The sequence below is a fragment of the Pseudomonas sp. BGI-2 genome (assembly GCF_004310295.1).
Classification (GTDB): domain Bacteria; phylum Pseudomonadota; class Gammaproteobacteria; order Pseudomonadales; family Pseudomonadaceae; genus Aquipseudomonas.
Genome location: NZ_SISB01000004.1, coordinates 25,522 through 51,298 on the forward strand (window position 1 = coordinate 25,522; position 25,777 = coordinate 51,298).

Here is a 25,777-nt window from a genome sequence, read left to right on the forward strand (position 1 = left end):
CAGGATCACTATGCCGGCTTCATTCGTTCATCTACGCCTGCACACTGAATATTCCCTGGTCGACGGTCTGGTGCGGATCAAGCCGCTGGTCAAGACCCTGGTCGGCATGAACATGCCTGCCGTAGCGGTCACCGACCAGAACAACATGTGTTCCCTGGTCAAATTCTATAAAGCGGCCATGGGCGCAGGCATCAAGCCGATCTGCGGCGCCGACCTGTGGCTGTCGAACAAAGATCCGGACAACGCCTTGAGCCGGATCAGCCTGCTGGCGATGAACGCTGTCGGCTATCGCAACCTCACCGAACTGATTTCCCGCGGCTTCATCGACGGCCAGCGCAATGGCTCGATCATCATCGAGCGTGAATGGGTGGCCGAAGCCAGCGAAGGCTTGATCATGCTGTCGGCGGCAAAAGAGGGCGAGATCGGCCTGGCGATGCTCAGCGGCAATCCAGCTGAAGCGGAAAACCTCGCGCGTGAATGGATGGCCGTGTTCCCGGACCGCTTCTATCTGGAGATCCAGCGCACCAACCGTCCCAACGACGAAGAACAGTTGCACGGCGCCGTGGCCCTGGCCGAAAAAATCGGTGCGCCGCTGGTCGCCACCAACGACGTGCGTTTCATCAAGCAGGAAGACTTCGCGGCTCACGAAACCCGCGTCTGCATCGGTGAGGGCCGCGCCCTCGACGATCCGCGGCGTTCGAAAAATTACAGCGATCAGCAATACCTCAAAAGCGCCGAGGAAATGGCCGAGCTGTTCAGCGACATTCCCGAGGCGCTGGCCAACACCGTCGAGATCGCCAAGCGCTGCAACATCGAAGTGAAGCTGGGCACTCACTTCCTGCCCAACTTCCCGATCCCTGATGGCATGACCATCGACGAGTACTTCCGCAAGGTCTCGTTCGACGGTCTGGAAGATCGCCTCAGCGTGCTACTGCCCAGGGACACCACCGAAGACTACGAAACCAAGCGCCAGGTCTATGTCGACCGGTTGAATTTCGAGCTGGATATCATCATCCAGATGGGGTTCCCGGGTTACTTCCTGATCGTTATGGACTTTATCCAGTGGGCCAAGAGCAACGGCGTGCCGGTCGGGCCTGGCCGGGGGTCGGGTGCCGGGTCGCTGGTGGCCTATGTGCAGAAGATCACTGACCTCGATCCGCTGGAATATGACCTGCTGTTCGAACGTTTCCTTAACCCGGAACGGGTCTCCATGCCCGACTTCGACGTCGACTTCTGCATGGACGGTCGTGACCGCGTGATCGACTACGTGGCCGAGAAATATGGCCGCAACGCGGTGAGTCAGATCATCACCTTCGGTTCCATGGCCGCCAAGGCTGTGGTCCGTGACGTGGCGCGGGTGCAGGGCAAGTCCTACGGTCTGGCGGATCGTCTGTCGAAGATGATTCCGTTCGAAGTCGGCATGACCCTGGAAAAAGCTTACGAGCAGGAAGAAATCCTCCGTGACTTCATCAAGGTCGATGAAGAAGCCGCGGAAATCTGGGAAATGGCGCGCAAGCTGGAAGGCGTTGTGCGTAACGTCGGCAAGCACGCCGGTGGTGTGGTCATCGCCCCGACCAAGCTGACGGACTTCTCGCCGATCTATTGCGATGAGGCCGGCGACGGTCTGGTGACCCAGTTCGACAAGGATGACGTTGAGGCTGCGGGTCTGGTGAAGTTCGACTTCCTCGGTCTACGGACCCTGACGGTCATCGACTGGGCGCTGAAAACCATCAACCGCGACCGCGCCAAGGTCGATGAGCCGCCGCTGGACATCGCGTTCATCCCGCTGGATGACAAACCGACGTACCAGTTGCTGCAAAAAGCCGAAACCACCGCGGTGTTCCAGCTCGAGTCGCGCGGCATGAAAGAGCTGATCAAAAAGCTCAAGCCCGACTGCCTGGAAGACTTGATCGCACTGGTGGCCCTGTTCCGTCCGGGCCCGCTGCAATCGGGCATGGTGGATGACTTCATCAACCGTAAGCACGGCCGCGCCGAACTGGCGTACCCGCACTCGGACTACCAGTACGAAGGCCTCAAGCCCGTATTGGCACCCACTTACGGCATCATCCTGTATCAGGAACAGGTGATGCAGATTGCCCAGGTCATGGCCGGCTACACCCTCGGCGGTGCGGACATGCTGCGTCGGGCCATGGGTAAGAAAAAGCCCGAAGAAATGGCCAAGCAGCGCGGCGGTTTCATTGAAGGATGCACCGCTAACAATATCGACGCGGACCTGGCCGGTAACATTTTCGACCTGGTAGAAAAATTCGCCGGTTACGGCTTCAACAAATCCCACTCCGCCGCTTACGGCCTGGTGTCGTACCAGACCGCGTGGCTGAAAACGCACTACCCGGCGCCGTTCATGGCTGCGGTGCTGTCGGCGGATATGCACAACACCGACAAGGTCGTGACCTTGATCGAAGAAATTCGCACCATGAAGCTGCGTCTCGACGCGCCGGATGTGAATACTTCGGAGTTCAAGTTCACGGTGAATGACGAAGGTCGGATTATTTACGGCCTCGGCGCGATCAAGGGTGTGGGCGAAGGTCCGGTGGAAGCGATCACCGAGGCGCGCCAAGACGGTCCGTTCAAGGACTTGTTCGACTTCTGCGCCCGTGTCGACCTCAAGCGAATCAACAAGCGCACCCTGGACGGTTTGATCCGCAGCGGCGCGCTGGATCGTCTGGGGCCTTATTTCCATGACGAACCGAAAGCCTACCAAGCGAGCATCGACCAGAACCGCGCCGTGTTGCTGAATGCGATGGAAGGGGCGATCAAGGCCGCCGAACAAACCGCACGCACCCACGACAGTGGCCACGCCGACTTGTTTGGCGGGCTGTTCGTCGAGGAAGACGCCGATGTCTACGCCAATCACCGCAAGGCGAAAGAGCTGACGTTGAAGGAACGCCTGAAAGGCGAGAAAGACACCTTGGGCCTGTACTTGACCGGTCACCCTATTGACGAATACGAAGGCGAGATCCGCCGTTTTGCCCGTCAGCGCATCATCGACCTGAAGCCGGCTCGCGATACGCAAACCGTCGCGGGCATGATCATCGCCCTGCGGGTGATGAAGAACAAAAAGGGCGACAAGATGGGGTTCATCACCCTCGATGACCGCTCCGGGCGGATCGAAGCTTCGCTGTTTGCCGAGGCGTTCCATTCGGCGCAGTCGCTGTTGCAGACCGACGCGATGGTGGTGGTCGAAGGCGAAGTCAGCAACGACGACTTCTCCGGCGGCCTGCGGCTGCGGGTCAAGCGGGTGATGAGCATGGAAGATGCGCGCACCAACCTCGCCGAAAGCTTGCGCCTGAAGTTGCAGACCAAGGATTTGAAAGGCGATCAGCTACGCTGGCTGGGTGAGTTGTTCAAGCGTCACCGCGGCGCGTGCCCGATTACCATGGAGTACACGAGCCCCGATGCGAAGGCCTTGCTGCAGTTTGGCGAGACCTGGCGAATCGACCCGGCGGATGCGTTGATTCAAGCCTTGCGTGACCAGTTCGGGCGAGACAACGTCTTCCTCCAATACCGTTGACGGTCAGGTTCCACCGAAGGCCCTGATCTCGACCTGAATTTTTAATCTCGACCTGAACGCGCCTGTCCCTTAAGGTAGGGCGCGAATAGACAACCGGCCGGCCCAAGCTCTCTTGGACGTCGACCCAAGACGGACGCCTATGAACCCGAATTTTCTAGATTTCGAACAGCCGATCGCCGACCTGCAAGCCAAGATCGAAGAGTTGCGCTTGGTCGGTAACGACAATTCGCTGAATATCGGCGATGAGATCTCCCGCCTGCAGGACAAAAGCAGCACGCTGACCGAAGACATCTTTGGCAAGCTGACCAGCTGGCAGATCGCACGTCTCGCGCGTCACCCGAAACGTCCGTACACCCTGGACTACATCGAACACATCTTCACCGAGTTCGATGAACTGCACGGCGACCGTCACTTCTCCGACGACGCTGCGATCGTTGGCGGCATTGCCCGTCTGGACGATCAGCCGGTGATGATCATCGGTCATCAGAAAGGCCGTGAAGTGCGCGAGAAAGTTCGCCGCAACTTCGGCATGCCGCGTCCGGAAGGCTACCGCAAGGCGTGCCGCCTGATGGAAATGGCCGAACGTTTCAAAATGCCGATCCTGACCTTCATCGACACCCCGGGCGCTTACCCTGGCATCGACGCTGAAGAGCGCAACCAGAGCGAAGCGATTGCCTGGAACCTGCGCGTCATGGCTCGTCTGAAAACCCCAATCATCGCCACCGTGATCGGTGAAGGTGGTTCTGGTGGCGCTCTGGCGATCGGCGTTTGCGATCAGCTGAACATGCTGCAGTACTCGACCTACGCGGTGATCTCGCCGGAAGGTTGCGCCTCGATTCTGTGGAAAACCGCCGAGAAAGCGCCGGACGCTGCTGAAGCCATGGGTATCACCGCCGAGCGCCTGAAAGGCCTGGGCATCGTCGACAAGGTGATCGGCGAGCCGCTGGGCGGCGCTCATCGTGATCCTGCGACTGCGGCGGCATCGATCCGTGCCGAGCTGAGCTCGCAACTGGCGATGTTGAAGAAGTTCGATAACGAAGCGCTGCTGGCCCGTCGTTACGAGCGTCTGATGAGCTACGGTCTCTGATCTGACCTTGGCTTAAATGTGGGAGCGGGCTTGCTCGCGAAGACGGTGTGTCAGTCAACGATGATGTTGAATTTGATGGCCTCTTCGCGAGCAAGCCCGCTCCCACATTTGTTTTGTGTGGAGTGATCGATATGAGTCAGCCCATGATTGATCTGCCTTCCAGAGTTCTGCTGAAACTTGCCCCGTGGCGCAACGCTCCGGTCTGGCGCATCGCCTTCAGTGGCGGGCTCGACTCCACCGTTCTGCTGTACCTCCTCGCCCATCTCGCAAAAAACCAATCCCTGCCCGAACTTCAAGCCATTCATATCCACCACGGCCTTCAGGCTGCGGCTGATGCGTGGCCGCAACATTGTCAGTCGGTCTGTGACGCGCTGGGCGTGCCGCTACAGGTGGTTCACGTGCAGGTCCATCCCGGCGCCAGTCTGGAGCGTGCGGCCCGGGATGCGCGCTATGGCGCGTTCATTGAAGTCACTCAAGCGAATGAACTGCTGCTGACCGCGCAGCACCGCGACGATCAGGCGGAAACCCTGTTGTTTCGGCTGTTGCGCGGGGCAGGGGTGAGGGGCTTGTCGGGCATGCCTCGCGAGCGCGTCCTGGGTCGCGGGCATCTTCTGCGCCCGTTGCTCGATGTCACGCGCGCCGAGCTTGAGGCCTACGCGGCCGAGCATCGGTTGAGCTGGATCGAGGACCCTTCGAACCAGGATCGACAGTTCTCCCGCAATTACCTGCGGCATCGCGTGTTCCCGGTATTGACCGAGCGCTGGCCGCAAGCGGTGGCGACCATGGCCCGCAGCGCCGCGCATCTGAGCGAAGCTCAGGGGTTACTCGAAGACCTGGCGCAAATCGATCTGGCCAGTGCCCGCACTGTCAGTGATTTTGATTGGCTGGGTTTGCCGTCCCTGGAGTTGGCGCCGCTGGCAAAACTCTCTGCCGCGCGACAACGCAACGCAGTGAGTCACTGGCTCACAGCACTGACGCGACTGCCGGATAGCGACCATTGGTCGGGTTGGGACGATTTGCGCGATGCCACTGGCGATGCCCGTCCGGTCTGGCGATTGGCGGAGGGTGAATTGCATCGGGCGGGGGGGCGGATCTGGTGGCTATCAGGCTGTTGGCTGCGTATCCCGCCATACGCCGGCGTCTGGGCTGATCCCTCGACAGCGCTGGGGTTACCGGAAAATGGCGTACTCACCTGCACCGGCCAAATCCCCGCTGGCCCGCTGCAGATCCGCTATCGTGAGGGAGGAGAGGTCACGAATCTGCCTGATCGCGGGCACCGGGATCTCAAGCGTTTGCTCAACGAGCGTGGTGTTCCGGGCTTCGCCCGTGGCAGATTGCCGCTGCTCTACCGGGACGCGCAATTGCTGGCGGTGGCCAACCTGCGGGGCCTCGATGGCAACGAGCAGGAAGGCTGGCATTTGCATTGGGACCCACCGACCGAAGATCAAGGTTTGAGCTGAAAGGGGGTTTCCGGTAGACTACGCTCCCTTCTTGATACAACTTCTGTGGATTCGCCTGAATTGCAGGAGTTGCCGATTACCAAGCAGTCTTTGCTGGGCGATTCCAAAAAATGTGTAGCGAGCAACGTACCGGTGTTTCATCTGCCGGTCTGTCCCAACGCGGCGGTTTTTTTGAAAGGTGCACTGTGATTAATGCAGGTGATCGGGGGCTTCGGCCTTCCTTCGCTTTCCCCGGCGGCTCGGACCGCTTTAACGCAGACTTCTAGGGTTTTTCATGACGCGCTACATATTCGTCACGGGCGGTGTTGTTTCTTCATTGGGGAAAGGCATTGCCTCGGCTTCATTGGCGGCCATCCTGGAGGCGCGGGGACTTAAGGTCACCATGCTGAAGCTGGACCCGTACATCAACGTTGACCCGGGCACCATGAGCCCGTTCCAGCACGGTGAAGTGTTCGTCACCCACGACGGCGCCGAGACCGACCTGGACCTGGGCCACTACGAGCGGTTCATCCGCACGACCATGACCCAGAACAACAACTTCACCACCGGCCGTGTCTACGAACACGTCCTGCGCAAAGAGCGCCGTGGTGACTACCTGGGTGCAACCATCCAGGTGATCCCGCACATCACTGACGAAATCAAGCGCCGCATCATCAAGGGCGCCGGCGATGCCGACGTGGCCATGGTCGAGATCGGTGGCACCGTGGGTGACATCGAATCCCAACCGTTCCTCGAAGCGATCCGTCAATTGCGTTTCGAAGTCGGCGCCAAGCGCGCGATGCTGATGCACCTGACGCTGGTGCCGTACATCGCCACTGCCGGCGAAACCAAAACCAAGCCGACTCAGCACTCGGTCAAGGAACTGCGTTCCATTGGCCTGCAGCCAGACGTGCTGGTGTGCCGTTCCGATCATCCGATCGACATCTCGTCGCGTCGCAAGATCGCGCAATTCACCAACGTTGAAGAACGTGCGGTGATCGCGCTGGAAGACGCCGACACCATCTACAAGATCCCGGGCATCCTGCACTCCCAGGGCCTGGATGATTTCGTTGTCGAGCGTTTCGGCCTGCAATGCGGCAGCGCCGATCTGTCCGAGTGGGAAGCCGTGGTTGACGCCAAGCTGAACCCGGAACACGAAGTCACCATCGCGATGGTCGGCAAGTACATGGAACTGCTGGACGCCTACAAGTCGTTGATCGAAGCGATGAGTCACGCCGGCATCAGCAACCGCACCAAGGTCAACCTGCGCTACATCGATTCCGAAGACATCGAAAACCAGGGCACCGCGCTGCTGGAAGGTGTCGACGCGATCCTCGTACCGGGCGGCTTCGGTCTGCGTGGCGTGGAAGGCAAGATCACCGCCGTTCAGTACGCTCGCGAAAACAAGGTTCCGTACCTCGGCATCTGCCTGGGCATGCAAGTGGCCGTGATCGAGTTCGCTCGTAATGTGCTGGGCTGGAAAGACGCCAACTCCACCGAGTTCGATCGTGCAAGCGGTCACCCGGTCGTGGGTCTGATCACCGAGTGGGAAGATGCCACCGGCGCGGTCGAAACCCGTACCGAAACCTCCGATCTGGGCGGCACCATGCGCCTCGGCGCGCAGGATTGCCTGCTTGAGCCGGGTTCCCTGGTCCACGATTGCTACGCCAAGGACGTGATCGTCGAGCGTCACCGTCATCGCTACGAAGTGAACAACAACCTGCTGCCGCAAATCATGGAAGCCGGCCTGAAAATCTCCGGTCGTTCCGGTGATGGCGCGCTGGTAGAAGTGGTTGAAGCTCCGGATCATCCATGGTTCGTCGCTTGCCAGTTCCACCCTGAGTTCACCTCGACACCTCGCGACGGTCACCCGTTGTTCAGCGGTTTCGTTAAAGCAGCTTTGGTTCAACACCAGAAGAAGGCGTAAATCCGATGGCGCAGAAGATCATCCGTGTAGGCGATATCGAGATTGCCAACGACAAGCCAATGGTGCTTTTCGGTGGCATGAACGTGCTGGAAAGCCGCGACATGGCGATGCAGGTCTGCGAAGAATACGTAAAGGTCACCGAGAAACTCGGTATCCCTTACGTGTTCAAGGCCAGCTTCGACAAGGCCAACCGTTCCTCCGTGACCTCTTACCGTGGCCCCGGCCTGGAAGAGGGCATGCGGATTTTCCAGGACATCAAGCAAGCCTTCGGCGTGCCGATCATCACCGACGTCCACGAGCCTGATCAGGCCGCGGTCGTCGCTGAAGTCTGCGACATCATCCAGCTGCCGGCCTTCCTGTCGCGCCAGACCGACCTTGTGGTCGCGATGGCCAAGACCGGCGCGGTGATCAACATCAAGAAAGCCCAGTTCCTCGCCCCGCATGAGATGAAACACATCTTGAGCAAGTGCGTGGAAGCGGGTAACGATCAGTTGATCCTCTGCGAACGCGGTTCGAGCTTTGGCTACAACAACCTGGTCGTCGACATGCTCGGCTTCGGCATCATGAAGCAGTTCGAATACCCGGTGTTCTTCGACGTGACTCACGCGCTGCAAATGCCCGGTGGTCGCTCCGATTCCGCCGGCGGTCGTCGCGCCCAGGTCACTGATCTGGCCAAGGCGGGCATGAGCCAGTCGTTGGCCGGTCTGTTCCTCGAAGCCCACCCGGACCCGGACAACGCCAAATGCGACGGCCCTTGCGCGTTGCGTCTGGACAAACTGGAGCCATTCCTGGCCCAGCTCAAAGCTCTGGATGAACTGGTGAAGAGTTTTCCGACGGTAGAAACCGCGTAAACCTCATTTCTCCGGTAAAGTACCGCACGATTTGTTGCTCAGGCCCTCGGGCCTGAGCCTTATCGTCCGCAAGTCTGCCCGCTGCACACCACTTGCCGACGGTAAAAGATTTCCTCTAGCTGCGTCGTTTTCGTCAACTTTGGAGTGTTTACAACAATGGCAAAAATCGTCGACATCAAAGGTCGTGAAGTTCTCGACTCCCGTGGCAATCCCACCGTGGAAGCGGACGTGCTTCTCGATAACGGCATCATCGGCAGCGCTTGCGCGCCGTCCGGTGCTTCCACTGGCTCGCGTGAAGCACTCGAGCTGCGTGATGGCGACAAGAGCCGTTACCTGGGCAAAGGCGTACTCAAAGCCGTCGCCAACATCAACGGTCCGATCCGCGACCTGTTGAAAGGTACAGACCCAAGCGACCAGAAAGCGCTGGATCACGCGATGATCAAGCTCGACGGTACTGAAAACAAAGGTTCCCTGGGCGCCAACGCGATCCTCGCCGTTTCCCTGGCCGCGGCCAAGGCAGCAGCACAGGACCAGGACCTGCCGCTGTACGCTCACATCGCCAACCTGAACGGCACCCCGGGTGTTTACTCGATGCCGGTTCCGATGATGAACATCATCAACGGTGGCGAGCATGCCGATAACAACGTCGACATCCAGGAATTCATGGTTCAGCCAGTAGGCGCCAAGTCTTTCTCGGAAGGTCTGCGCATGGGCACCGAGATTTTCCATCATCTCAAAGCCGTCCTGAAGGCCCGTGGCCTGAGCACTGCCGTCGGTGACGAAGGTGGTTTCGCGCCGAACCTGGCCTCCAACGAAGACGCGTTGAAAGTGATCTCCGAAGCCGTGGCCAACGCCGGTTACAAGCTGGGCACCGACGTGACCCTGGCTCTGGATTGCGCAGCCAGCGAATTCTACGAAGACGGCAAGTACAACCTGTCCGGCGAAGGCCAGGTGTTCACCGCTGAAGGTTTCGCTGACTACCTCAAAGGCCTGACCGAGCGTTACCCGATCATCTCCATCGAAGATGGCCTGGACGAGTCCGACTGGGCTGGCTGGAAAATCCTCACCGACAAGATCGGCGAGAAGACTCAGCTGGTGGGCGACGACCTGTTCGTAACCAACACCAAGATCCTGAAAGAAGGCATCGATAAAAAGATCGCCAACTCGATCCTGATCAAGTTCAACCAGATCGGCACCCTGACCGAAACCCTGGAAGCCATCCAGATGGCCAAGGCCGCTGGTTACACCGCCGTTATCTCGCACCGCTCCGGCGAAACCGAAGATTCGACCATTGCCGACCTGGCTGTGGGCACTGCGGCTGGCCAGATCAAGACCGGCTCCCTGTGCCGTTCCGACCGCGTTTCCAAGTACAACCAACTGCTGCGTATCGAAGAGCAGTTGAATGGCAAAGCCAAGTACAACGGTCGCAGCGAATTCCGCGGTTAATCGTTAACTGGTAAAAAGACACCGGATTGTGTCGGAAAAATCGCAGCAGCGATGGATTTGCCACTAATCTGATGCCTTAAGAGCACAAGCCTGGTTCTTCCAGGCTTCGTGCTATCAGAAGCTTCAAAGTTTTGGCATGGCTGTCTTTTTCCACTGGATACCTGATATTCGATGCGCAGTCCCAATTGGTTGTTCCTCGTCTTGCTCCTGCTGCTGGCTGGCCTGCAATACCGCCTGTGGGTGGGTAATGGCAGTCTGGCGCAAGTGGCCGAGCTGACTCAGCAGATCGCGGATCAACACGCTGAGAACGAAGGGTTGCTGGAACGCAATCGGGTCATGGACGCTGAAGTCAGTGAGTTGAAAAAAGGCATGGAGACCGTTGAAGAGCGGGCTCGCCATGAGTTGGGCATGGTCAAGGACGGTGAAACCCTTTACCAGTTGGCCCAATGATTCAGTCGTTACCGGCCTTCTGGGCCGTGATTCCTGCCGCGGGCGTCGGTGCCCGTATGGCCGCGGACCGTCCCAAGCAATACTTGCAACTGGGCGGGCGCACTATTCTCGAACACAGCCTTGGCTGTTTCCTTGATCATCCTGCCCTGAAGGGGTTGGTGGTCAGTCTTGCTGTTGATGATCCTTATTGGCCGAACCTGCCGTGTGCTGCCGATCCGCGTATTCAGCGGGTAGACGGTGGCGATGAGCGTTCTGGGTCGGTGCTCAATGCCTTGCTGCATTTGCATGCACAGGGTGCTGATGATGAAGATTGGGTGCTGGTTCATGACGCCGCACGACCGAATCTGAGCCGCGACGATCTGGACAAGTTGCTGAGCGAATTGGCTGACGACCCGGTGGGCGGACTGCTGGCGGTGCCGGCACGCGATACCCTCAAGCGTGTCGATAAGCACGGTCGCGTGGTTGAAACCGTGGATCGCAGCGTGATCTGGCAGGCGTATACGCCGCAGATGTTTCGCCTTGGGGCGTTGCATCGGGCGTTGGCGGACAGTCTGGTGGCGGATGCCTTGGTGACTGATGAAGCTTCGGCCATGGAGTGGGCGGGTTTGGCGCCGCGGTTGATTGAAGGGCGGTCCGACAACCTCAAAGTCACACGCCCTGAAGACCTCGAATGGCTGCGACAGCGTTGGGCTAATCGCCGCTGATTCGGCGGTGTCTGTCAGATTGCTTTCGCGAGCAAGCCCGCTCCCACATTGAATCTCCGGTGTACACAAATGATATGTTCACTGGAGATTCCATGTGGGAGCGGGCTTGCTCGCGAAAGCGGTAGATCAAACAACAAATCTGGCACTGAAACATCAGCCTCGGTACTCCGGCCGCTCGGCCAAACCTTCCTTCAGATAATCCACCAACTTGCGCACCTTGGGCGACAAGTGCCGTTGCTGCGGATAAAGCGCCCACACCGCCGTATTGGGCGGCTGATGCGCCTCCAGCAATGAAATCAAAGAGCCGACTTTCAGATGCTCCAACACGTAATAGTCCGGCAGCTGACACAAACCCACACCCTGTAGCGCCGCATCCAAAACCGCTTGCCCACTGTTGCAGCGCCAGTTTCCCTGTACCCGTTGCGAAAATTCCCGCCCGTTCTGTTCCAGTTGCCACATGTCCGAACTGCCGATCAGGCAATTGTGGCGGCTGAGTTCCGACAAGCTGTGCGGGCGACCATACCGTTCCACGTAGGTCGGTGATGCGCACAAGTACATGCGCCGTGGTGCCAGGCGTGTGGCGACCAGTCGCGAATCCTGAAGGCGACCGAGGCGGATCGCCAGGTCCAGCCCTTCGTGCACCAGATCGAGCGGGCGGTTGCTCAGTTCAATGTCGACGCGCAGTTGCGGATAAAGGCCCATGAAGCGGGTTACCAACGGCACGATGAACCGTTCGCCGTACGCCACGGCGCAGGTCATGCGCAGCATGCCTTTGGGTTCGCTGGTCAAGTCGCCGACTGCGCGCAAGGCTTCTTCGCGACCGTCCTGCAAGCGCTGGCAATGCTGCAAAAAGGTTTGCCCGGCTTCGGTCAGCGTGACCCTTCGGGTGCTCCGGTAAAGCAGTCTGGTCTGAAGGCGCTCTTCGAGGCGTACGATTTGTCGACTGACGTGAGAGGAAGAAACCCCTAGGCGTTCCGCAGCCGCCGTGAATTGGCTGCACTCGGCCACAGCGACGAACTCGTCGATTCCTTCCCAGCGATTTTCGGACATCAAGGATTATCCCTGTATGGCAATAATGTTTTGCTTTTGTCCGGATTATTCCTCGTAAGGCGGTGTATTACACTCCCTGTCTCGTTTTTATTCACCGGAGAATCCACATGATCAAGTCGCGCGCTGCCGTTGCCTTCGAGGCAAAGAAACCCCTCGAGATCGTCGAAGTCGATGTCGCCATGCCCAAGGCCGGTGAAGTTCTGTTGCGTGTGGTGGCTTCCGGTGTCTGTCATACCGATGCCTACACCCTTTCCGGCGCTGATCCGGAAGGCATTTTTCCGTCGATCCTCGGTCACGAAGGTGGCGCGGTGGTTGAAGCGATCGGCGAGGGCGTGACCTCCGTCGCCGTCGGCGATCATGTGATCCCGCTGTACACCCCGGAATGCCGTCAGTGCAAATTCTGCCTGTCGGGCAAAACCAACCTGTGTCAGGCGATCCGCGCGACCCAGGGCAAAGGCCTGATGCCGGATGGCACGTCGCGCTTTTCCTACAAGGGCCAGCCGATTTTCCACTACATGGGTACCTCGACTTTTTCCGAATACACCGTGCTGCCGGAAATCTCGGTCGCAAAGATTGCTAAAGAAGCGCCGCTGGAAAAAGTCTGCCTGCTGGGCTGCGGTGTCACCACCGGCATCGGCGCGGTACTCAATACCGCCAAGGTAAAACCGGGTGACACCGTGGCCATTTTTGGTCTCGGCGGCATCGGTCTGTCGGCTGTGATCGGCGCGGTCAAAGCCAAGGCTGCGCGGATCATTGCCATCGACATCAACCCGGGCAAGTTCGAGATCGCCAAGCAGTTGGGTGCAACCGACTGCGTGAACCCGAAAGATTTCGACCGCCCGATCCAGGAAGTCATCGTCGACATGACCGATGGCGGCGTCGACTTTTCCTTCGAGTGCATCGGCAACGTCCAATTGATGCGCGCCGCACTTGAGTGCTGTCACAAGGGTTGGGGCGAATCGGTGATCATCGGCGTGGCCGGTGCCGGCCAGGAAATCTCTACCCGTCCCTTCCAGTTGGTGACCGGTCGCGTCTGGCGCGGTTCGGCGTTCGGCGGCGTGCGTGGTCGTACCGAGTTGCCGAGCTATGTCGAAATGGCCGAAACCGGCGAAATCCCGCTGGATACTTTCATTACCCACACCATGGGCCTGGAAGACATCAACAAGGCATTCGACCTGATGCACGAAGGCAAAAGCATCCGTAGCGTCATTCATTTCTGAGGTCGGTCATGAGCCTGGAAAATATCTCCTGTCAGAAAAGCTTCGGCGGCTGGCACAAACGCTACAAGCACCGCTCCGATGTGCTCGGCTGCGACATGGTGTTCGCCGTGTACCTGCCGCCGCAAGCGGAGCAGGGCGGCAAACTGCCGGTGCTGTATTGGTTGTCCGGCCTGACCTGCACCGACGAGAATTTCATGCACAAGGCCGGCGCGATGCGCATGGCCGCCGAGCTTGGATTGATCATCGTTGCACCGGATACCAGCCCTCGCGGCCCGGATGTGCCGGGTGATCCGGATGGCGCCTGGGACTTCGGTCTCGGTGCCGGATTTTATCTGAATGCCACGCAGGAACCTTGGTCGCGGCACTATCGGATGCATGACTATGTCGTGCAGGAATTGCCGTCATTGGTTGAAGCCCATTTCCCGGCATCGGACAAGCGCGGCATCAGCGGTCACTCCATGGGCGGCCATGGTGCGCTGGTTTGTGCCTTGCGCAATCCGGGGCGATATCAGTCGGTGTCGGCGTTCTCGCCGATCAATAATCCGATGGATTGCCCGTGGGGCCAAAAAGCCTTTTCCCGTTACCTGGGTGAAGACCGGTCGAAGTGGCGCGAATGGGATGCCTGCGCGTTGATTGCCGAGGCTGGCGAGAAGTTGCCGTTGCTGGTCGATCAAGGTGATCGCGATGATTTCCTCGCTACCCAACTCAAGCCTGAAGCCTTGCAACAGGCGGCCAAACTGGCCGGTCATCCGCTGACGTTGCGCCTGCAGCCGGGCTACGATCACAGCTATTTCTTCATCGCCAGCTTCATTGACGACCACTTGCAGCATCACGCACGCGCCCTAGGGGGGGCTCTCAGTTAGTTTCCCCACCGCGCCGGGTCTGCTGTTGTGCAGGGCAAGGCGCGAGAAGCGTGGTTTGGTCATTCCAAATAAGCTTCGAGCAACGCAGCCCTGCACAACAGCAGGCCCGGCCCTCCGCGTTGTCGCCTTAAAGCGGGCCAGGCTGCGTTGCAGGCCTTGGAAAGGGAACAACCATTCCCAGCGGCCTGCGCCTTGCCTGGCCCGCTTTAAGGCGACAACGCGGAGGGGAAACTAATTGAGAGCACCCCCTCGCCTAATGCAGGTAGAATCACGCCCTGACAAAAATCGGGGCGTTTTTTTATGCGTATTGGCCACGGCTATGATGTGCACCGTTTCGCTGAAGGCGATTTCATTACTCTGGGCGGTGTGCGTATCGCACACGGCTTCGGGCTGCTCGCTCACTCCGACGGTGACGTCCTGCTGCACGCCTTGAGCGATGCCTTGCTCGGCGCCGCTGCGTTGGGTGATATCGGTAAACATTTCCCGGACACCGACCCGACATTCAAGGGCGCCGACAGCCGCGTGCTATTGCGTCACGTCGTCGCACTGATCCACGCCAAAGGCTGGAAGGTCGGCAACGTCGATAACACCATCGTCGCCCAGGCGCCGAAAATGGCCCCGCATATCGAATCGATGCGCGCGCTGATTGCCGCGGATCTACAAGTTGAGTTGGATCAAGTGAACGTGAAAGCTACCACCACCGAAAAGCTCGGCTTTGTCGGTCGCGAAGAAGGCATTGCCGTGCATTCCGTTGCCTTGTTGCTGCGCGCATGAATGAAGCGCAATTGCTCGGCCCGCGGGCCTATGGTGAAGCCCTCGGCACTGCGGTTTTAAAAGCCACAGCGGAAGATTTTCAGGTCGATGAAGTGCTCAATATTCCCCTCAGTGGTGATGGCGAACACTTGTGGATCTGGGTGGAGAAACGCGGCCTGAACACCGAAGAAGCGGCACGGCGGATTGCCAAGGCGGCGGGTGTGCCATTGCGCACCGTCAGTTATGCGGGCCTCAAGGATCGCCAGGCGCTGACTCGTCAGTGGTTCAGCGTGCAACTGCCGGGCAAGGCAGATCCTGATTTGTCGGCGGCAGAAAACGACACGCTGAAAATCCTCAAGACCGGTCGGCACAAACGCAAGCTGCAACGCGGTGCCCACTCGGCCAACGGTTTCACCTTGCGCCTGACGCAATTTGCTGGCGACAAGGCGGCCATCGAAGCGCGGCTGCAGCTGATCGCCAAGCAAGGTATTCCCAATTATTTCGGCGCCCAGCGTTTCGGGTTCGACGGCGGTAACGTGGTCGATGCCCGTGCCTGGGCCGCGCGTAAAGCGTTGCCGGAGCAGCGCAATATACGTTCGCGTCTGCTCTCCACTGCCCGCAGTTTTCTGTTCAACCAGGTGTTGGCGGCGCGTGTGGCGGATGGTACCTGGCAGCAAGCGCAGGTGGGCGATCTGCTGGCCTTCACCGACAGTCGCAGTTTTTTTCCGGCAGGTGAAGCCGAGTGCAGCGACCCGCGCCTGGCGATTCTCGACCTGCACCCGACCGGTCCCCAGTGGGGCGAAGGTGACTCGCCGGCGACCGGCGCTGTCCATGTACTGGAGCAGGCAATCGCCGCTCGCGAAGCGGATCTGCGCGATTGGTTGATTAACGCCGGAATGAGCCACGAACGTCGCATCCTGCGGCTGCCCATTGGTGGGTTGACGTGGCATTATCCCGAGCCTGACATTCTGCAACTGGAATTCGTCCTCCCGGCCGGATGCTTTGCCACCGTATTGGTGCGCGAGCTTGTTGATCTGGTGCCGGTGGGGCAGACGGACAGCCCATGCGTATTCTGATATCTAACGACGATGGGGTAACCGCACCCGGTCTCGCCGCGCTGTATGCTGCGCTGGCGGATTACACCGAGTGCGTGGTTATCGCCCCGGACCAGGACAAAAGCGGCGCCAGCAGCTCGCTGACGCTCGACCGTCCGTTGCACCCGCAAACCCTGGCCAACGGCTTTATCAGCCTGAACGGCACACCCACCGATTGCGTGCACCTGGGCCTTAACGGCTTGCTGGAACGCGAACCGGACATGGTGGTTTCCGGCATCAACCTGGGCGCCAACCTGGGGGACGACGTGTTGTATTCCGGCACCGTCGCTGCGGCACTTGAGGGACGATTCCTTGAGCGTCCTTCGTTCGCCTTCTCGTTGGTCTCACGGCAAGTGGAGAACCTTCCCACAGCCGCTTACTTTGCGCGCAAACTGGTCGAGGCCCACGCTGACCTCGACTTGCCACCGCGCACGGTATTGAACGTGAACATTCCCAATTTGCCGCTGGATCACATTCGCGGAATTCAACTGACCCGTCTCGGGCACCGCGCACGTGCTGCGGCGCCGATGAAAGTGGTCGACCCGCGCGGCAAGTCCGGTTACTGGATCGCCGCCGCCGGGGATGCCGAAGATGGCGGCCCGGGCACCGATTTCCATGCGGTGATGCAGGGCTATGTATCGATTACCCCGCTACAACTGGATCGCACCTTCAATGATGCCTTCAGAAGTCTCGATGGCTGGTTGGAGGGGCTGCGCTAATGGCTCGTGAACAAGACGATATTCTGCGTCGCGGCATCGGCATGACCTCGCAACGGACCCGCGAACGCCTCATTCAGCGTCTGTATGAAGAAGGGGTTTCCAACGCCAAGGTGCTGGAAGTCATCCGCCGCACGCCGCGTCACCTGTTCGTCGACGAAGCGCTGGCTCATCGCGCCTACGAAGACACGGCGCTGCCGATCGGACACAACCAGACCATCTCCCAGCCATATATGGTGGCTCGCATGAGCGAGTTGCTGCTGGAGGCCGGTCCGCTGGACAAGGTGATGGAAATCGGCACCGGTTCGGGCTATCAGACGGCAGTGCTGTCGCAGCTGGTTGAACGGGTGTTCTCCGTGGAGCGCATCAAGGTTTTGCAGGACCGGGCCAAGGAGCGCTTGGTGGAGCTGAACCTGCGCAACGTGGTGTTTCGCTGGGGCGATGGTTGGGAAGGCTGGCCGGCACTGGCGCCGTACAACGGTATTATCGTTACCGCGGTGGCCACCAATGTACCGCAGGCGCTGCTCGATCAGTTGGCCCCAGGCGGGCGACTGGTGATCCCTGTCGGCTCCGGTGAAGTGCAGCAACTGATGCTGATCATCCGCGAAGAACAAGGCTTTTCACGTCGTGTTCTGGGGTCGGTGCGCTTTGTGCCACTGCTCAACGGGCCGCTGGCCTGAGCATTTGTTCAGGCGCGCTGAATTCTCTTCGATTGCCCGGGTCTTACAGCGGCATCGAAGTGTTAAACGGTATTCATCGGCGGGCAGCAAACGTGTGCGCGAAGCGATTTCGCTTCATTAAAGGTAAAGCCTGTTTGGCCCGTTATACTTGCGACATTTCGTGCCGAAACACGGCAATCCACAATTTCAGCCACCACAAAGGGAGCGGCGGGTGAGTCTCACAGTCATTGCGCAGCGTATGGGTACAAAGAGCTTTCAGCGCCTGGTGATTGGCCTCGTCTTGAGCACCTTGCTGGTCGGTTGCTCCAGTTCCAAAACGAGTGACGTGCGTGTCGTCGACCGCAACAAAGGCGTCGCCCAGCGTCCGGCGGTGACCACGGGTCAGTACGTCGTTCGACCAAAAGATACGTTGTTCTCGATCGCTTTTCGCTACGGCTGGGACTACAAAGCCCTCGCCGCACGGAACAATATTCCTACGCCGTATACGATCCATCCGGGTCAGACAATTCGCTTCGATGGTCGCACTGGTTCAACCCCGACGCCGATCGCCAGCGCTACCGATTCAACGCCTTCTTCGACGCTGAAAACTACGGTAATCCGGCGCCAGCCGAATGGCGCAACTACGAGCACAACGGTGGTTGCACCGTCCGTCGGCAGCAAGCTGACCCCCGCTCCGATGCCTCCTGCCGGCCCGGCCCCGACCGGCTGGGGATGGCCATCTAATGGCATTCTGATTGGAAAGTTCTCCTCAAACGGTAGTTTGAATAAAGGAATTGATATCGCCGGGGATTTGGGACAGCCTGTTTTAGCTGCGTCTGATGGGACGGTGGTATACGCCGGGAGTGGCTTAAGGGGCTACGGCGAATTAGTCATCATCAAACACAGCGATACCTACGTCAGTGCCTACGGACATAACCGCAGGCTGTTGGTTCGGGAGGGGCAGCAGGTCAAGGTCGGACAGACAATTGCCGAAATGGGGTCAACGGGTACAGACCGGGTGAAACTGCATTTTGAGATTCGCCGACAAGGTAAGCCTGTAGATCCGCTGCAATTCCTGCCACGTCGTTGATTTGTTGTCAGCCTGTTCCGTCACGTAGAGGGAACAGGCTCCAGCGTTGCCAAGGATCAAGGCGCCGCTTGAGCTTGAGGTCGAACTCACCAAAGGACTATAACAATGGCTCTCAGTAAAGAAGTGCCGGAGTTTGACATCGACGATGAGGTTCTCCTTATGGAGACCGGCATCGCTACGGATTCGATGTCGAATGATGAAGGGGCTGCACCGCCTTCCGTTCGTGCCAAATCCAAACACTCCGCTTCGTTAAAGCAACACAAGTACATCGACTACACGCGGGCACTCGATGCCACGCAGCTGTACCTCAATGAAATCGGCTTTTCCCCTCTGCTCTCCCCGGAAGAAGAAGTTCATTTTGCGCGCTTGTCGCAAAGTGGTGATCCGGCCGGGCGCAAGCGCATGATTGAAAGCAACCTGCGGCTGGTGGTGAAAATCGCCCGACGTTACGTCAATCGTGGGCTGTCGCTGCTGGACCTGATCGAAGAGGGCAACCTCGGACTGATCCGGGCAGTGGAGAAATTCGACCCTGAACGCGGCTTCCGCTTTTCGACCTACGCTACCTGGTGGATTCGTCAGACCATCGAGCGCGCGATCATGAATCAGACCCGGACCATCCGGTTGCCGATCCATGTGGTCAAAGAGCTTAACGTGTACCTGCGGGCTGCACGGGAGCTGACTCAAAAGCTCGATCACGAACCCTCACCCGAAGAAATCGCCAACCTGCTGGAAAAACCAGTGGCAGAGGTCAAGCGCATGCTCGGCTTGAACGAGCGGGTTTCTTCGGTCGACGTCTCGCTGGGTCCGGATTCGGATAAAACCCTGCTGGACACCCTCACGGATGACCGCCCAACCGATCCATGTGAACTGTTGCAGGACGACGACCTGTCACAGAGCATCGATCAATGGCTTTCGGAACTGACCGACAAGCAACGCGAAGTGGTGGTACGCCGCTTCGGCCTGCGCGGTCACGAGAGCAGCACGCTTGAAGATGTGGGCCTGGAAATCGGCCTGACCCGGGAACGGGTCAGACAGATTCAGGTGGAAGGCCTGAAACGTCTTCGGGAGATTCTCGAGAAGAACGGCCTGTCGAGCGAGTCGCTGTTTCAGTAAGCGACAAGCTTGAGTGGCATTAAAAAACCCCGACTGGTGCGGGGTTTTTTATTGCCTGAGAGATGGGTGGCAATCGACTCAGGTTTGTAGTCTTGCGCTGTAAGTCTTGGCTTACTCTTTCGTAAGTGTTCGTTATTTTTACAGGGTGGCAGTCATCCATCTTCTTACGTCGTTCTTACTATCTAATTGATTTATATAGTTATTATTAAACATTAAAAGCATGTGACAGAGAGTTCTGGTGATTTTGGCCGATTGCTCTTGGTGGGGAACTCTCTAGTATCTGAACTGTGTCGACGGACAGATACGCCCTTCAAGGATGAAGGGAATGGACATCGCAGGAAGCGATTCATCAGGACGATGAAAAGGAACACAGGGAATAGGGAAAAAATGTGGGCGGGTCAAACCGCCCCTTTTTTTGCCTGTAGAAAAGCAAAAAGGCCCGCGAGGGGCCTTTTCGAGAACGCGGGGGAAATCAGCGTTCGAGGTCTTGGAGTTTGCTACCTACAGATTTGTTGATGACGCGATCAAACTCTTCAGCGTCCGGCATCGATTCTTTCTTCTCGGTGATGTTTGGCCAGATTTCGGCCAACTCAACGTTCAGCTGAATGAATTCCTGCATGTCTTGCGGGACTTCATCTTCAGAGAAAATGGCCACGGCAGGGCATTCTGGTTCGCACAGTGCGCAGTCGATGCACTCATCCGGGTGAATCACCAGGAAGTTCGGGCCTTCGTAAAAGCAGTCCACCGGACAGACTTCTACGCAGTCGGTGTACTTGCACTTGATGCAGTTGTCGGTGACGACGAAGGTCATTTCTAATTTTCTCCTCAGGCGGCGGCAGCGGAGCCCCTTCACGTTGGGGTCGCCAGGTTTGGGAGCGATAGTCTGCAGGCCAGGCTATTAGCCTGCAGCATCCCAAACCGCGCGAGATTCTAACAGCTTGCAGGCAAGTGCGTTAGATCCGTGTCTTTAGTGCATAGAGCATTTCTAACGCGCGACGCGGTGTCATGTCGTCCAGATCAAGTTTGGCTAACTCATCCAGTACCGGATGCGGCAGGCTGGCGAACATATCGCTCTGCTGCGGCGCGGCCGGTTTGCCTTTGCCTGGCTTCGGAACTTCATGAGGCAGGGCAGTCGCTTCCAGTCGGCCCAAATGCTCGCGAGCACGCACGATCACTTCGCTCGGCACACCGGCCAACTGCGCAACCGCCAGGCCGTAGCTCTGGCTGGCAGGCCCGGGCAACACGTGGTGCAGGAACACGATGCGCTCGTTATGCTCGGTGGCATTGAGGTGAACGTTGGCCACCAGCGGTTGCGCCTCCGGTAGCACCGTCAGCTCAAAATAGTGGGTGGCGAACAGCGTGTAAGCCCGCAGATGGGCCAGGCGTTCGGCGGCGGCCCAGGCCAGGGACAGGCCGTCGAAGGTGCTGGTGCCGCGACCGACTTCGTCCATCAGCACCAGGCTGCGTTCGGTGGCGTTGTGCAGAATGTTCGCGGTTTCACTCATTTCGACCATGAAGGTCGAGCGCCCACCCGCCAGGTCATCGCTGGAACCGATCCGGGTGAAGATCCGATCCACCAGCGACAATTCGCAACTGGCCGCCGGCACGAAACTGCCGATGTGCGCCAGCAACACGATCAAAGCGGTCTGACGCATGTAGGTGGATTTACCGCCCATATTCGGACCGGTGATCACCAGCATGCGCGTATTGTCGTCAAGGCTCAGGTCGTTGGCCACGAACGGCGTGGTCAGCACTTGCTCGACCACCGGGTGGCGACCCTGGGTGATGCGCATGCACGGCTCGTCAACGAAGCGCGGGCAGTTCAGGTCGAGGTTCAGGGCGCGCTCGGCAAGGTTGCTCAGCACGTCCAGTTCGGCCAGTGCGGCGGCGGTGTCTTGCAGCGGCGGCAACTGGGCGATCAGGTCTTCGAGCAGCGCTTCGTAGAGCATCTTCTCGCGGGCGAGGGCACGGCTCTTGGCCGACAGTGCCTTGTCCTCGAACGCTTTCAATTCCGGTGTGATGAACCGCTCGGCACCTTTCAACGTTTGGCGGCGGATGTAGTCGGCCGGCGCCGACTCGGCCTGCTTGCTCGGCAACTCGATGAAGTAGCCGTGAATGCGGTTGTAACCGACCTTCAGGTGAGACAGGCCGGTGCGAGCCTTTTCGCGTGCTTCAAGGTCGATCAGAAATTGCCCGGCGTTTTCGCTGAGCGATTGCAGATCGTCGAGTTCGCTGTCGTAACCGGTTTTCAAAACGCCACCGTCACGGATCACCGCGGGCGGGTTGTCGATGATGGCTTTTTCCAGCAACGCCGCGAGTTCCGGGTAGGTGCTGGTGGTCTTCGCCAATTGAATGATGTGCGGAGCTTCCAGCTCGGTCATCGCCACTTGCAGCTCAGGCAGCGCACCGAGCGCATCGCGCAGGCGTGCCAGGTCACGAGGACGGGCGTTACGCAGGCCGATCCGCGCCAGGATTCGCTCGATGTCGCCGATTTCCTTAAGCTGCGGTTGCAGTTTTTCGAAACGGTAACCGTCGAGCAGGCAGGTGATCGAGGTCTGGCGCGCCAGCAGTACGGTGAGATCGCGCAGCGGACGGTTCAGCCAACGAGTCAGCAGACGGCTGCCCATGGCCGTCTGGCAACGATCGACCACCGATTGCAGCGTGTTGTCGCGCCCGCCCGCCAGGTTAGTGTCCAGTTCCAGGTTGCGACGGCTTGCGCCGTCCAGCACCACGGTGTCGTCCAGGCGTTCATGACGCAAGCTGCGCAAGTGCGGCAGGGCGGTGCGCTGGGTTTCCTTGGCGTAGCTGAGCAGGCAACCGGCGGCGCCGATGGCCAGGGTCAGGTTTTCACAGCCAAAACCCTTCAGGTCCTGGGTGGAAAATTGCTGACAAAGACTTTTCAGCGCTGAGTCGCGCTCGAAATCCCACGGCGCACGGCGACGAACCCCACGACGTTTTTCCGCCGGCAGGTCCTTTGGCCAGTCATCCGGGATCATCAGCTCCACCGGATTGACCCGCTCCAGTTCCGCCAGCAGGTTTTCCCAGCCTTTGATTTCCAGCACGCTGAAATTGCCGCTGGTGATGTCCAGCACGGCCAGACCGAATAGACGCTCGTCACCCAGTACCGCAGCGATCAGGTTATCCCGACGCTCATCCAGCAGCGCTTCATCGCTGACCGTACCCGGCGTGATGATTCGCACCACCTGACGATCCACCGGCCCTTTGCTGGTGGCCGGATCGCCGACCTGCTCACAAATCACCACCGACTCGCCGAGCTTGACCAGTTTCGCCAGATAACCTTCGGCGGCGTGGTAAGGAATCCCACACATCGGAATTGCCTGACCGGCCGACTGACCACGGGCGGTCAGGGTGATGTCCAGCAACTTGGCGGCCTTCTTCGCGTCTTCGTAGAAGATCTCGTAGAAGTCACCCATGCGGTAGAACATCAGTTGGTCGGGGTGCTGGTTCTTCAGGCGCCAATATTGCTGCATCATCGGCGTGTGGCTGGACAGATCGGACAGTGCTTTATTCATCGGATATCAGGCAAATTCGTTGAAAGGTGTAGGGCAAAGGAGGGACATCGGCCCGGCTTTTCCGCGATAGGCGCAAGGTTAACATGAGCGGTCTGCCGGACGCAGGCGTGAAAGCCCTGCTGTACATTTCTGCTGTCTATGCATGATTTATGCAAAACAGCATTTGTCTTCCGAAAAAAGTTCAAGCACTATGCCCGCTATGCAAAAACGCAATGTTTCTACCGTCCTAAGAGCGCTGCTCGATCAGCACGGAATCTCCCCCACGGAGCTTCACCGTCGCACCGGCGTGCCTCAATCCACTCTCTCGCGGATCCTCAGTGGGAAGATCGTCGATCCTTCAGATAAACACATTTCGAAGATTGCCGAGTACTTCGCCGTGAGCACCGATCAGTTGCGGGGGCGCGCGGATGTTGCGTCCACCGCCAATGCCGGGCGCGATGAATTGCATTCCGAACTCAAGGACATAAGTCTGTGGGACGACGATACGCCCGTCGATGACGACGAGGTGTCGGTCCCCTTTCTTCGCGAGGTTGAATTGGCTGCTGGATCAGGAAGATTCGTCATCGAAGAGAGCGAGCGCTCTAGCCTGCGCTTCGGAAAGCGCAGTTTGCGCCACAACGGTGTGCAGTTTGATCAGGCGAAATGCGTGACGGTGCGCGGCAACAGTATGTTGCCGGTGCTGCGCGATGGCGCCACCGTTGGCGTGAATGCGGGCAAGTGCGGGATTGGCGACATCATTGATGGCGACCTGTATGCCATCAACCACAACGGTCAATTGCGAGTCAAACAGCTTTATCGCTTGCCCACCGGCATTCGCCTGCGCAGCTTCAATCGCGATGAACACCCGGACGAGGATTACACCTTCCAGGAAGTCCAGGAAGAGCAAATCGTCATTCTCGGTCACGTTTTCTGGTGGGGAATGTACGCCCGTTAACCTCACCGCTGTCCGCTAAAACCCGCCGAGAGCGGGTTTTTTTTCGCCTGCCAAAAACCGTCAGCGCCTTTGTTTGCGGGATGTCTATGCGTACGTGCATTCTGCGCGCATAAATAAATGCATTTATGCATTGACTGTATATGCATCCATGCATATTCTTTGTCTCAAGCCGCTCAACAAAGCAGCTCGAAACAAAGCTCTTTAGTTCCACCACAAAGGCAGCGATGAACCGGCCTCAACGGTTCAGAGGGTTGGCAACTGACCCGGGTGTGCAGCGTAAAGCACCAGAAGCAGTTATCCGGCGGGCAGGGACCGCGGTCGGAAGAACAATTTGAATGGACTCGTACCGCGCCAGTAGCGCCGAAAAGTCAACGCGAAGGACCGCATTACTGAAAAGCCCGGAACGCTCCGGGCTTTTTGGAATGCCTACCTACCCTCAGGCACACCCACCCTCGTCTGGGCATCGGCAGAGCAACAGGAAGGATCCGGCAGAAATAAAAAGGCATTGCAGATGTTGAAAGAATGCAGATGTGGACATTGCAAGAGACTGCTCGCCCGAGTGGGTGAGTGCACCGAACTCCAGATCAAGTGCTCGCGATGCGGGACGCTGAATCATGTGAAGGCCACGAGCCTCGAGCGATCGCCTTTGAGCGACATAAGCGCTGCATCCGCCGCGCAAACAACTCATTAACTCAATAGGTGAACCATGAACCGTTTCAAAAAGTACGTTACCCCGCTGTTGCTTTCCATTGCGCTGCTCGGCGCCGGGGGCAATGTTGTTGCCGCCAACCTTTTGGTCAACGGCAGCTTTGAACAGCCTGGCTGCAGCGGTAGCTGCATTCTGGATACCGCGGCGAAAACCAGTTTTATCACGGGCTGGACGACATTTCTGTCCGGTGCCGAGTATTTCAACATGCCGGCCTCGATTGGTGGCTCTGTCGCCGCGGACGGCGTGGTCATTGTCGACCTGGCCAACTACGTCTATGGCAACGGCGGCGGGATTCAACAGAACTTCGCCACCACGGTTGGCGCCAAGTACCGATTGACCTTCAGTGCAGGTAATTCGCGGTTTGCCAGTCGCTCCGGCGACGGCGTCATCCAGGTGAAAGTGGCCGGGCAGACCGCCACCTTCAACACCCCGGCTGCCAAAGGCGTCACGGTCGAGTGGAGCACCATCACTTACGACTTCACAGCGACTACGCCGCAAACGACGTTGGCTTTTTTCAACGAACAGAACCCGTACAACAACTTCGCTTTTATCGACAGCGTGATTGTTGAACGTCTGTAAACCCTTCACGCCTGACATCGCGAGGGTT

22 protein-coding genes are annotated in these 25,777 nt (G+C 58.7%); 19 read left to right on the top strand and 3 right to left on the bottom strand.

Annotation, left to right across the window (positions count from 1 at the left end; all coding sequences use genetic code 11):
- Nucleotides 1-10: 10 nt before the first annotated feature.
- From dnaE to ispD, 8 genes are all read left to right on the top strand, one after another.
- A complete protein-coding gene (dnaE, locus tag EYC95_RS03775; protein ID WP_131059167.1) occupies nt 11-3,532 on the top strand; it encodes a DNA polymerase III subunit alpha in 3,522 nt (1,173 codons plus the stop codon).
- A gap of 139 nt (nt 3,533-3,671) precedes the next feature.
- Nucleotides 3,672-4,619, top strand: coding sequence for an acetyl-CoA carboxylase carboxyltransferase subunit alpha (locus EYC95_RS03780; RefSeq protein WP_131059168.1), 948 nt, complete (start codon nt 3,672-3,674; stop codon nt 4,617-4,619).
- 131 nt (nt 4,620-4,750) lie between these two features.
- On the top strand, nt 4,751-6,079 hold the full coding sequence (tilS, locus tag EYC95_RS03785; protein ID WP_131059169.1) for a tRNA lysidine(34) synthetase TilS: 1,329 nt from the start codon (nt 4,751-4,753) through the stop codon (nt 6,077-6,079).
- 274 nt (nt 6,080-6,353) lie between these two features.
- Entirely contained in the window at nt 6,354-7,985 is a 1,632-nt protein-coding gene (locus EYC95_RS03790) for a CTP synthase (RefSeq protein ID WP_131059170.1), read from the top strand.
- A 5-nt stretch (nt 7,986-7,990) separates the two neighbouring features.
- Entirely contained in the window at nt 7,991-8,836 is an 846-nt protein-coding gene (gene kdsA / locus EYC95_RS03795; RefSeq protein ID WP_007949350.1) for a 3-deoxy-8-phosphooctulonate synthase, read from the top strand.
- A gap of 156 nt (nt 8,837-8,992) precedes the next feature.
- Complete coding sequence (gene eno / locus EYC95_RS03800; RefSeq protein WP_131059171.1) at nt 8,993-10,282, top strand: phosphopyruvate hydratase; 1,290 nt, start codon at nt 8,993-8,995, stop codon at nt 10,280-10,282.
- A gap of 171 nt (nt 10,283-10,453) precedes the next feature.
- Nucleotides 10,454-10,732: a cell division protein FtsB gene (gene ftsB / locus EYC95_RS03805; protein ID WP_008028992.1), complete on the top strand. Its 279-nt coding sequence runs from the start codon at nt 10,454-10,456 to the stop codon at nt 10,730-10,732.
- Complete coding sequence (gene ispD / locus EYC95_RS03810) at nt 10,729-11,436, top strand: 2-C-methyl-D-erythritol 4-phosphate cytidylyltransferase (RefSeq protein ID WP_131059172.1); 708 nt, start codon at nt 10,729-10,731, stop codon at nt 11,434-11,436. Before ftsB ends, ispD begins: the two co-directional genes overlap by 4 nt.
- 153 nt (nt 11,437-11,589) lie before the next feature.
- Here ispD and EYC95_RS03815 read toward each other — a convergent pair whose 3' ends face one another.
- On the bottom strand, nt 11,590-12,486 hold the full coding sequence (locus tag EYC95_RS03815) for a LysR substrate-binding domain-containing protein (RefSeq protein ID WP_131059173.1): 897 nt from the start codon (nt 12,484-12,486) through the stop codon (nt 11,590-11,592).
- Nucleotides 12,487-12,593: 107 nt separating this feature from the next.
- On the opposite strand from EYC95_RS03815, the gene EYC95_RS03820 reads away from it, so the two are divergent.
- From EYC95_RS03820 to rpoS, 8 genes are all read left to right on the top strand, one after another.
- Nucleotides 12,594-13,706, top strand: coding sequence for an S-(hydroxymethyl)glutathione dehydrogenase/class III alcohol dehydrogenase (locus EYC95_RS03820; RefSeq protein WP_131059174.1), 1,113 nt, complete (start codon nt 12,594-12,596; stop codon nt 13,704-13,706).
- Between the two features lie 8 nt (nt 13,707-13,714).
- Complete coding sequence (gene fghA, locus EYC95_RS03825) at nt 13,715-14,569, top strand: S-formylglutathione hydrolase (RefSeq protein ID WP_131059175.1); 855 nt, start codon at nt 13,715-13,717, stop codon at nt 14,567-14,569.
- Nucleotides 14,570-14,869: 300 nt separating this feature from the next.
- Nucleotides 14,870-15,343 (top strand): 2-C-methyl-D-erythritol 2,4-cyclodiphosphate synthase, encoded by a 474-nt coding sequence (ispF, locus tag EYC95_RS03830; protein ID WP_010462780.1) that lies wholly within the window; start codon nt 14,870-14,872, stop codon nt 15,341-15,343.
- Complete coding sequence (truD, locus tag EYC95_RS03835; protein WP_131059176.1) at nt 15,340-16,398, top strand: tRNA pseudouridine(13) synthase TruD; 1,059 nt, start codon at nt 15,340-15,342, stop codon at nt 16,396-16,398. The genes ispF and truD overlap by 4 nt, the downstream gene beginning before the upstream one ends.
- Entirely contained in the window at nt 16,386-17,135 is a 750-nt protein-coding gene (surE, locus tag EYC95_RS03840; RefSeq protein ID WP_131059177.1) for a 5'/3'-nucleotidase SurE, read from the top strand. The genes truD and surE overlap by 13 nt, the downstream gene beginning before the upstream one ends.
- A gap of 41 nt (nt 17,136-17,176) precedes the next feature.
- Complete coding sequence (locus tag EYC95_RS03845) at nt 17,177-17,812, top strand: protein-L-isoaspartate(D-aspartate) O-methyltransferase (protein ID WP_178083816.1); 636 nt, start codon at nt 17,177-17,179, stop codon at nt 17,810-17,812.
- Between the two features lie 211 nt (nt 17,813-18,023).
- Nucleotides 18,024-18,881, top strand: a complete 858-nt coding sequence (locus tag EYC95_RS03850; RefSeq protein ID WP_131059179.1) for a peptidoglycan DD-metalloendopeptidase family protein — start codon at nt 18,024-18,026, stop codon at nt 18,879-18,881.
- Between the two features lie 105 nt (nt 18,882-18,986).
- Nucleotides 18,987-19,994, top strand: a complete 1,008-nt coding sequence (rpoS, locus tag EYC95_RS03855) for an RNA polymerase sigma factor RpoS (protein ID WP_010462770.1) — start codon at nt 18,987-18,989, stop codon at nt 19,992-19,994.
- Between the two features lie 472 nt (nt 19,995-20,466).
- Here the strand turns inward: rpoS and fdxA are convergent, their stop codons facing one another.
- Complete coding sequence (gene fdxA, locus EYC95_RS03860) at nt 20,467-20,805, bottom strand: ferredoxin FdxA (protein WP_131059180.1); 339 nt, start codon at nt 20,803-20,805, stop codon at nt 20,467-20,469.
- A gap of 142 nt (nt 20,806-20,947) precedes the next feature.
- Nucleotides 20,948-23,515: a DNA mismatch repair protein MutS gene (gene mutS, locus EYC95_RS03865; protein WP_178083817.1), complete on the bottom strand. Its 2,568-nt coding sequence runs from the start codon at nt 23,513-23,515 to the stop codon at nt 20,948-20,950.
- Between the two features lie 211 nt (nt 23,516-23,726).
- Here mutS and EYC95_RS03870 point away from each other — a divergent pair, with 211 nt between their 5' ends.
- From EYC95_RS03870 to EYC95_RS03880, 3 genes are all read left to right on the top strand, one after another.
- Nucleotides 23,727-24,461: an XRE family transcriptional regulator gene (locus EYC95_RS03870; protein WP_131059339.1), complete on the top strand. Its 735-nt coding sequence runs from the start codon at nt 23,727-23,729 to the stop codon at nt 24,459-24,461.
- A gap of 511 nt (nt 24,462-24,972) precedes the next feature.
- A complete protein-coding gene (locus EYC95_RS03875; protein ID WP_131059182.1) occupies nt 24,973-25,152 on the top strand; it encodes a Com family DNA-binding transcriptional regulator in 180 nt (59 codons plus the stop codon).
- Between the two features lie 15 nt (nt 25,153-25,167).
- The gene (locus EYC95_RS03880; protein WP_131059183.1) at nt 25,168-25,749 is read left to right on the top strand and encodes a DUF642 domain-containing protein; all 582 of its coding nucleotides are present in this window, start codon (nt 25,168-25,170) and stop codon (nt 25,747-25,749) included.
- Nucleotides 25,750-25,777: the final 28 nt, after the last annotated feature.

What these genes read in the sequence shown, in the direction of transcription:
- EYC95_RS03870 (WP_131059339.1), top strand. Translation starts at nt 23,727, where the DNA reads ATGCAAAAACGCAATGTTTCTACCGTCCTAAGAGCGCTGCTCGATCAG.
- ispF (WP_010462780.1), top strand. Translation starts at nt 14,870, where the DNA reads ATGCGTATTGGCCACGGCTATGATGTGCACCGTTTCGCTGAAGGCGAT.
- ispD (WP_131059172.1), top strand. Translation starts at nt 10,729, where the DNA reads ATGATTCAGTCGTTACCGGCCTTCTGGGCCGTGATTCCTGCCGCGGGC.
- EYC95_RS03875 (WP_131059182.1), top strand. Translation starts at nt 24,973, where the DNA reads ATGTTGAAAGAATGCAGATGTGGACATTGCAAGAGACTGCTCGCCCGA.
- tilS (WP_131059169.1), top strand. Translation starts at nt 4,751, where the DNA reads ATGAGTCAGCCCATGATTGATCTGCCTTCCAGAGTTCTGCTGAAACTT.
- dnaE (WP_131059167.1), top strand. Translation starts at nt 11, where the DNA reads ATGCCGGCTTCATTCGTTCATCTACGCCTGCACACTGAATATTCCCTG.
- ftsB (WP_008028992.1), top strand. Translation starts at nt 10,454, where the DNA reads ATGCGCAGTCCCAATTGGTTGTTCCTCGTCTTGCTCCTGCTGCTGGCT.
- EYC95_RS03780 (WP_131059168.1), top strand. Translation starts at nt 3,672, where the DNA reads ATGAACCCGAATTTTCTAGATTTCGAACAGCCGATCGCCGACCTGCAA.
- fghA (WP_131059175.1), top strand. Translation starts at nt 13,715, where the DNA reads ATGAGCCTGGAAAATATCTCCTGTCAGAAAAGCTTCGGCGGCTGGCAC.
- EYC95_RS03815 (WP_131059173.1), bottom strand. Translation starts at nt 12,486, where the DNA reads ATGTCCGAAAATCGCTGGGAAGGAATCGACGAGTTCGTCGCTGTGGCC.
- EYC95_RS03820 (WP_131059174.1), top strand. Translation starts at nt 12,594, where the DNA reads ATGATCAAGTCGCGCGCTGCCGTTGCCTTCGAGGCAAAGAAACCCCTC.
- surE (WP_131059177.1), top strand. Translation starts at nt 16,386, where the DNA reads ATGCGTATTCTGATATCTAACGACGATGGGGTAACCGCACCCGGTCTC.
- EYC95_RS03845 (WP_178083816.1), top strand. Translation starts at nt 17,177, where the DNA reads ATGACCTCGCAACGGACCCGCGAACGCCTCATTCAGCGTCTGTATGAA.
- eno (WP_131059171.1), top strand. Translation starts at nt 8,993, where the DNA reads ATGGCAAAAATCGTCGACATCAAAGGTCGTGAAGTTCTCGACTCCCGT.
- fdxA (WP_131059180.1), bottom strand. Translation starts at nt 20,805, where the DNA reads ATGACCTTCGTCGTCACCGACAACTGCATCAAGTGCAAGTACACCGAC.
- rpoS (WP_010462770.1), top strand. Translation starts at nt 18,987, where the DNA reads ATGGCTCTCAGTAAAGAAGTGCCGGAGTTTGACATCGACGATGAGGTT.
- truD (WP_131059176.1), top strand. Translation starts at nt 15,340, where the DNA reads ATGAATGAAGCGCAATTGCTCGGCCCGCGGGCCTATGGTGAAGCCCTC.
- kdsA (WP_007949350.1), top strand. Translation starts at nt 7,991, where the DNA reads ATGGCGCAGAAGATCATCCGTGTAGGCGATATCGAGATTGCCAACGAC.
- EYC95_RS03790 (WP_131059170.1), top strand. Translation starts at nt 6,354, where the DNA reads ATGACGCGCTACATATTCGTCACGGGCGGTGTTGTTTCTTCATTGGGG.
- EYC95_RS03880 (WP_131059183.1), top strand. Translation starts at nt 25,168, where the DNA reads ATGAACCGTTTCAAAAAGTACGTTACCCCGCTGTTGCTTTCCATTGCG.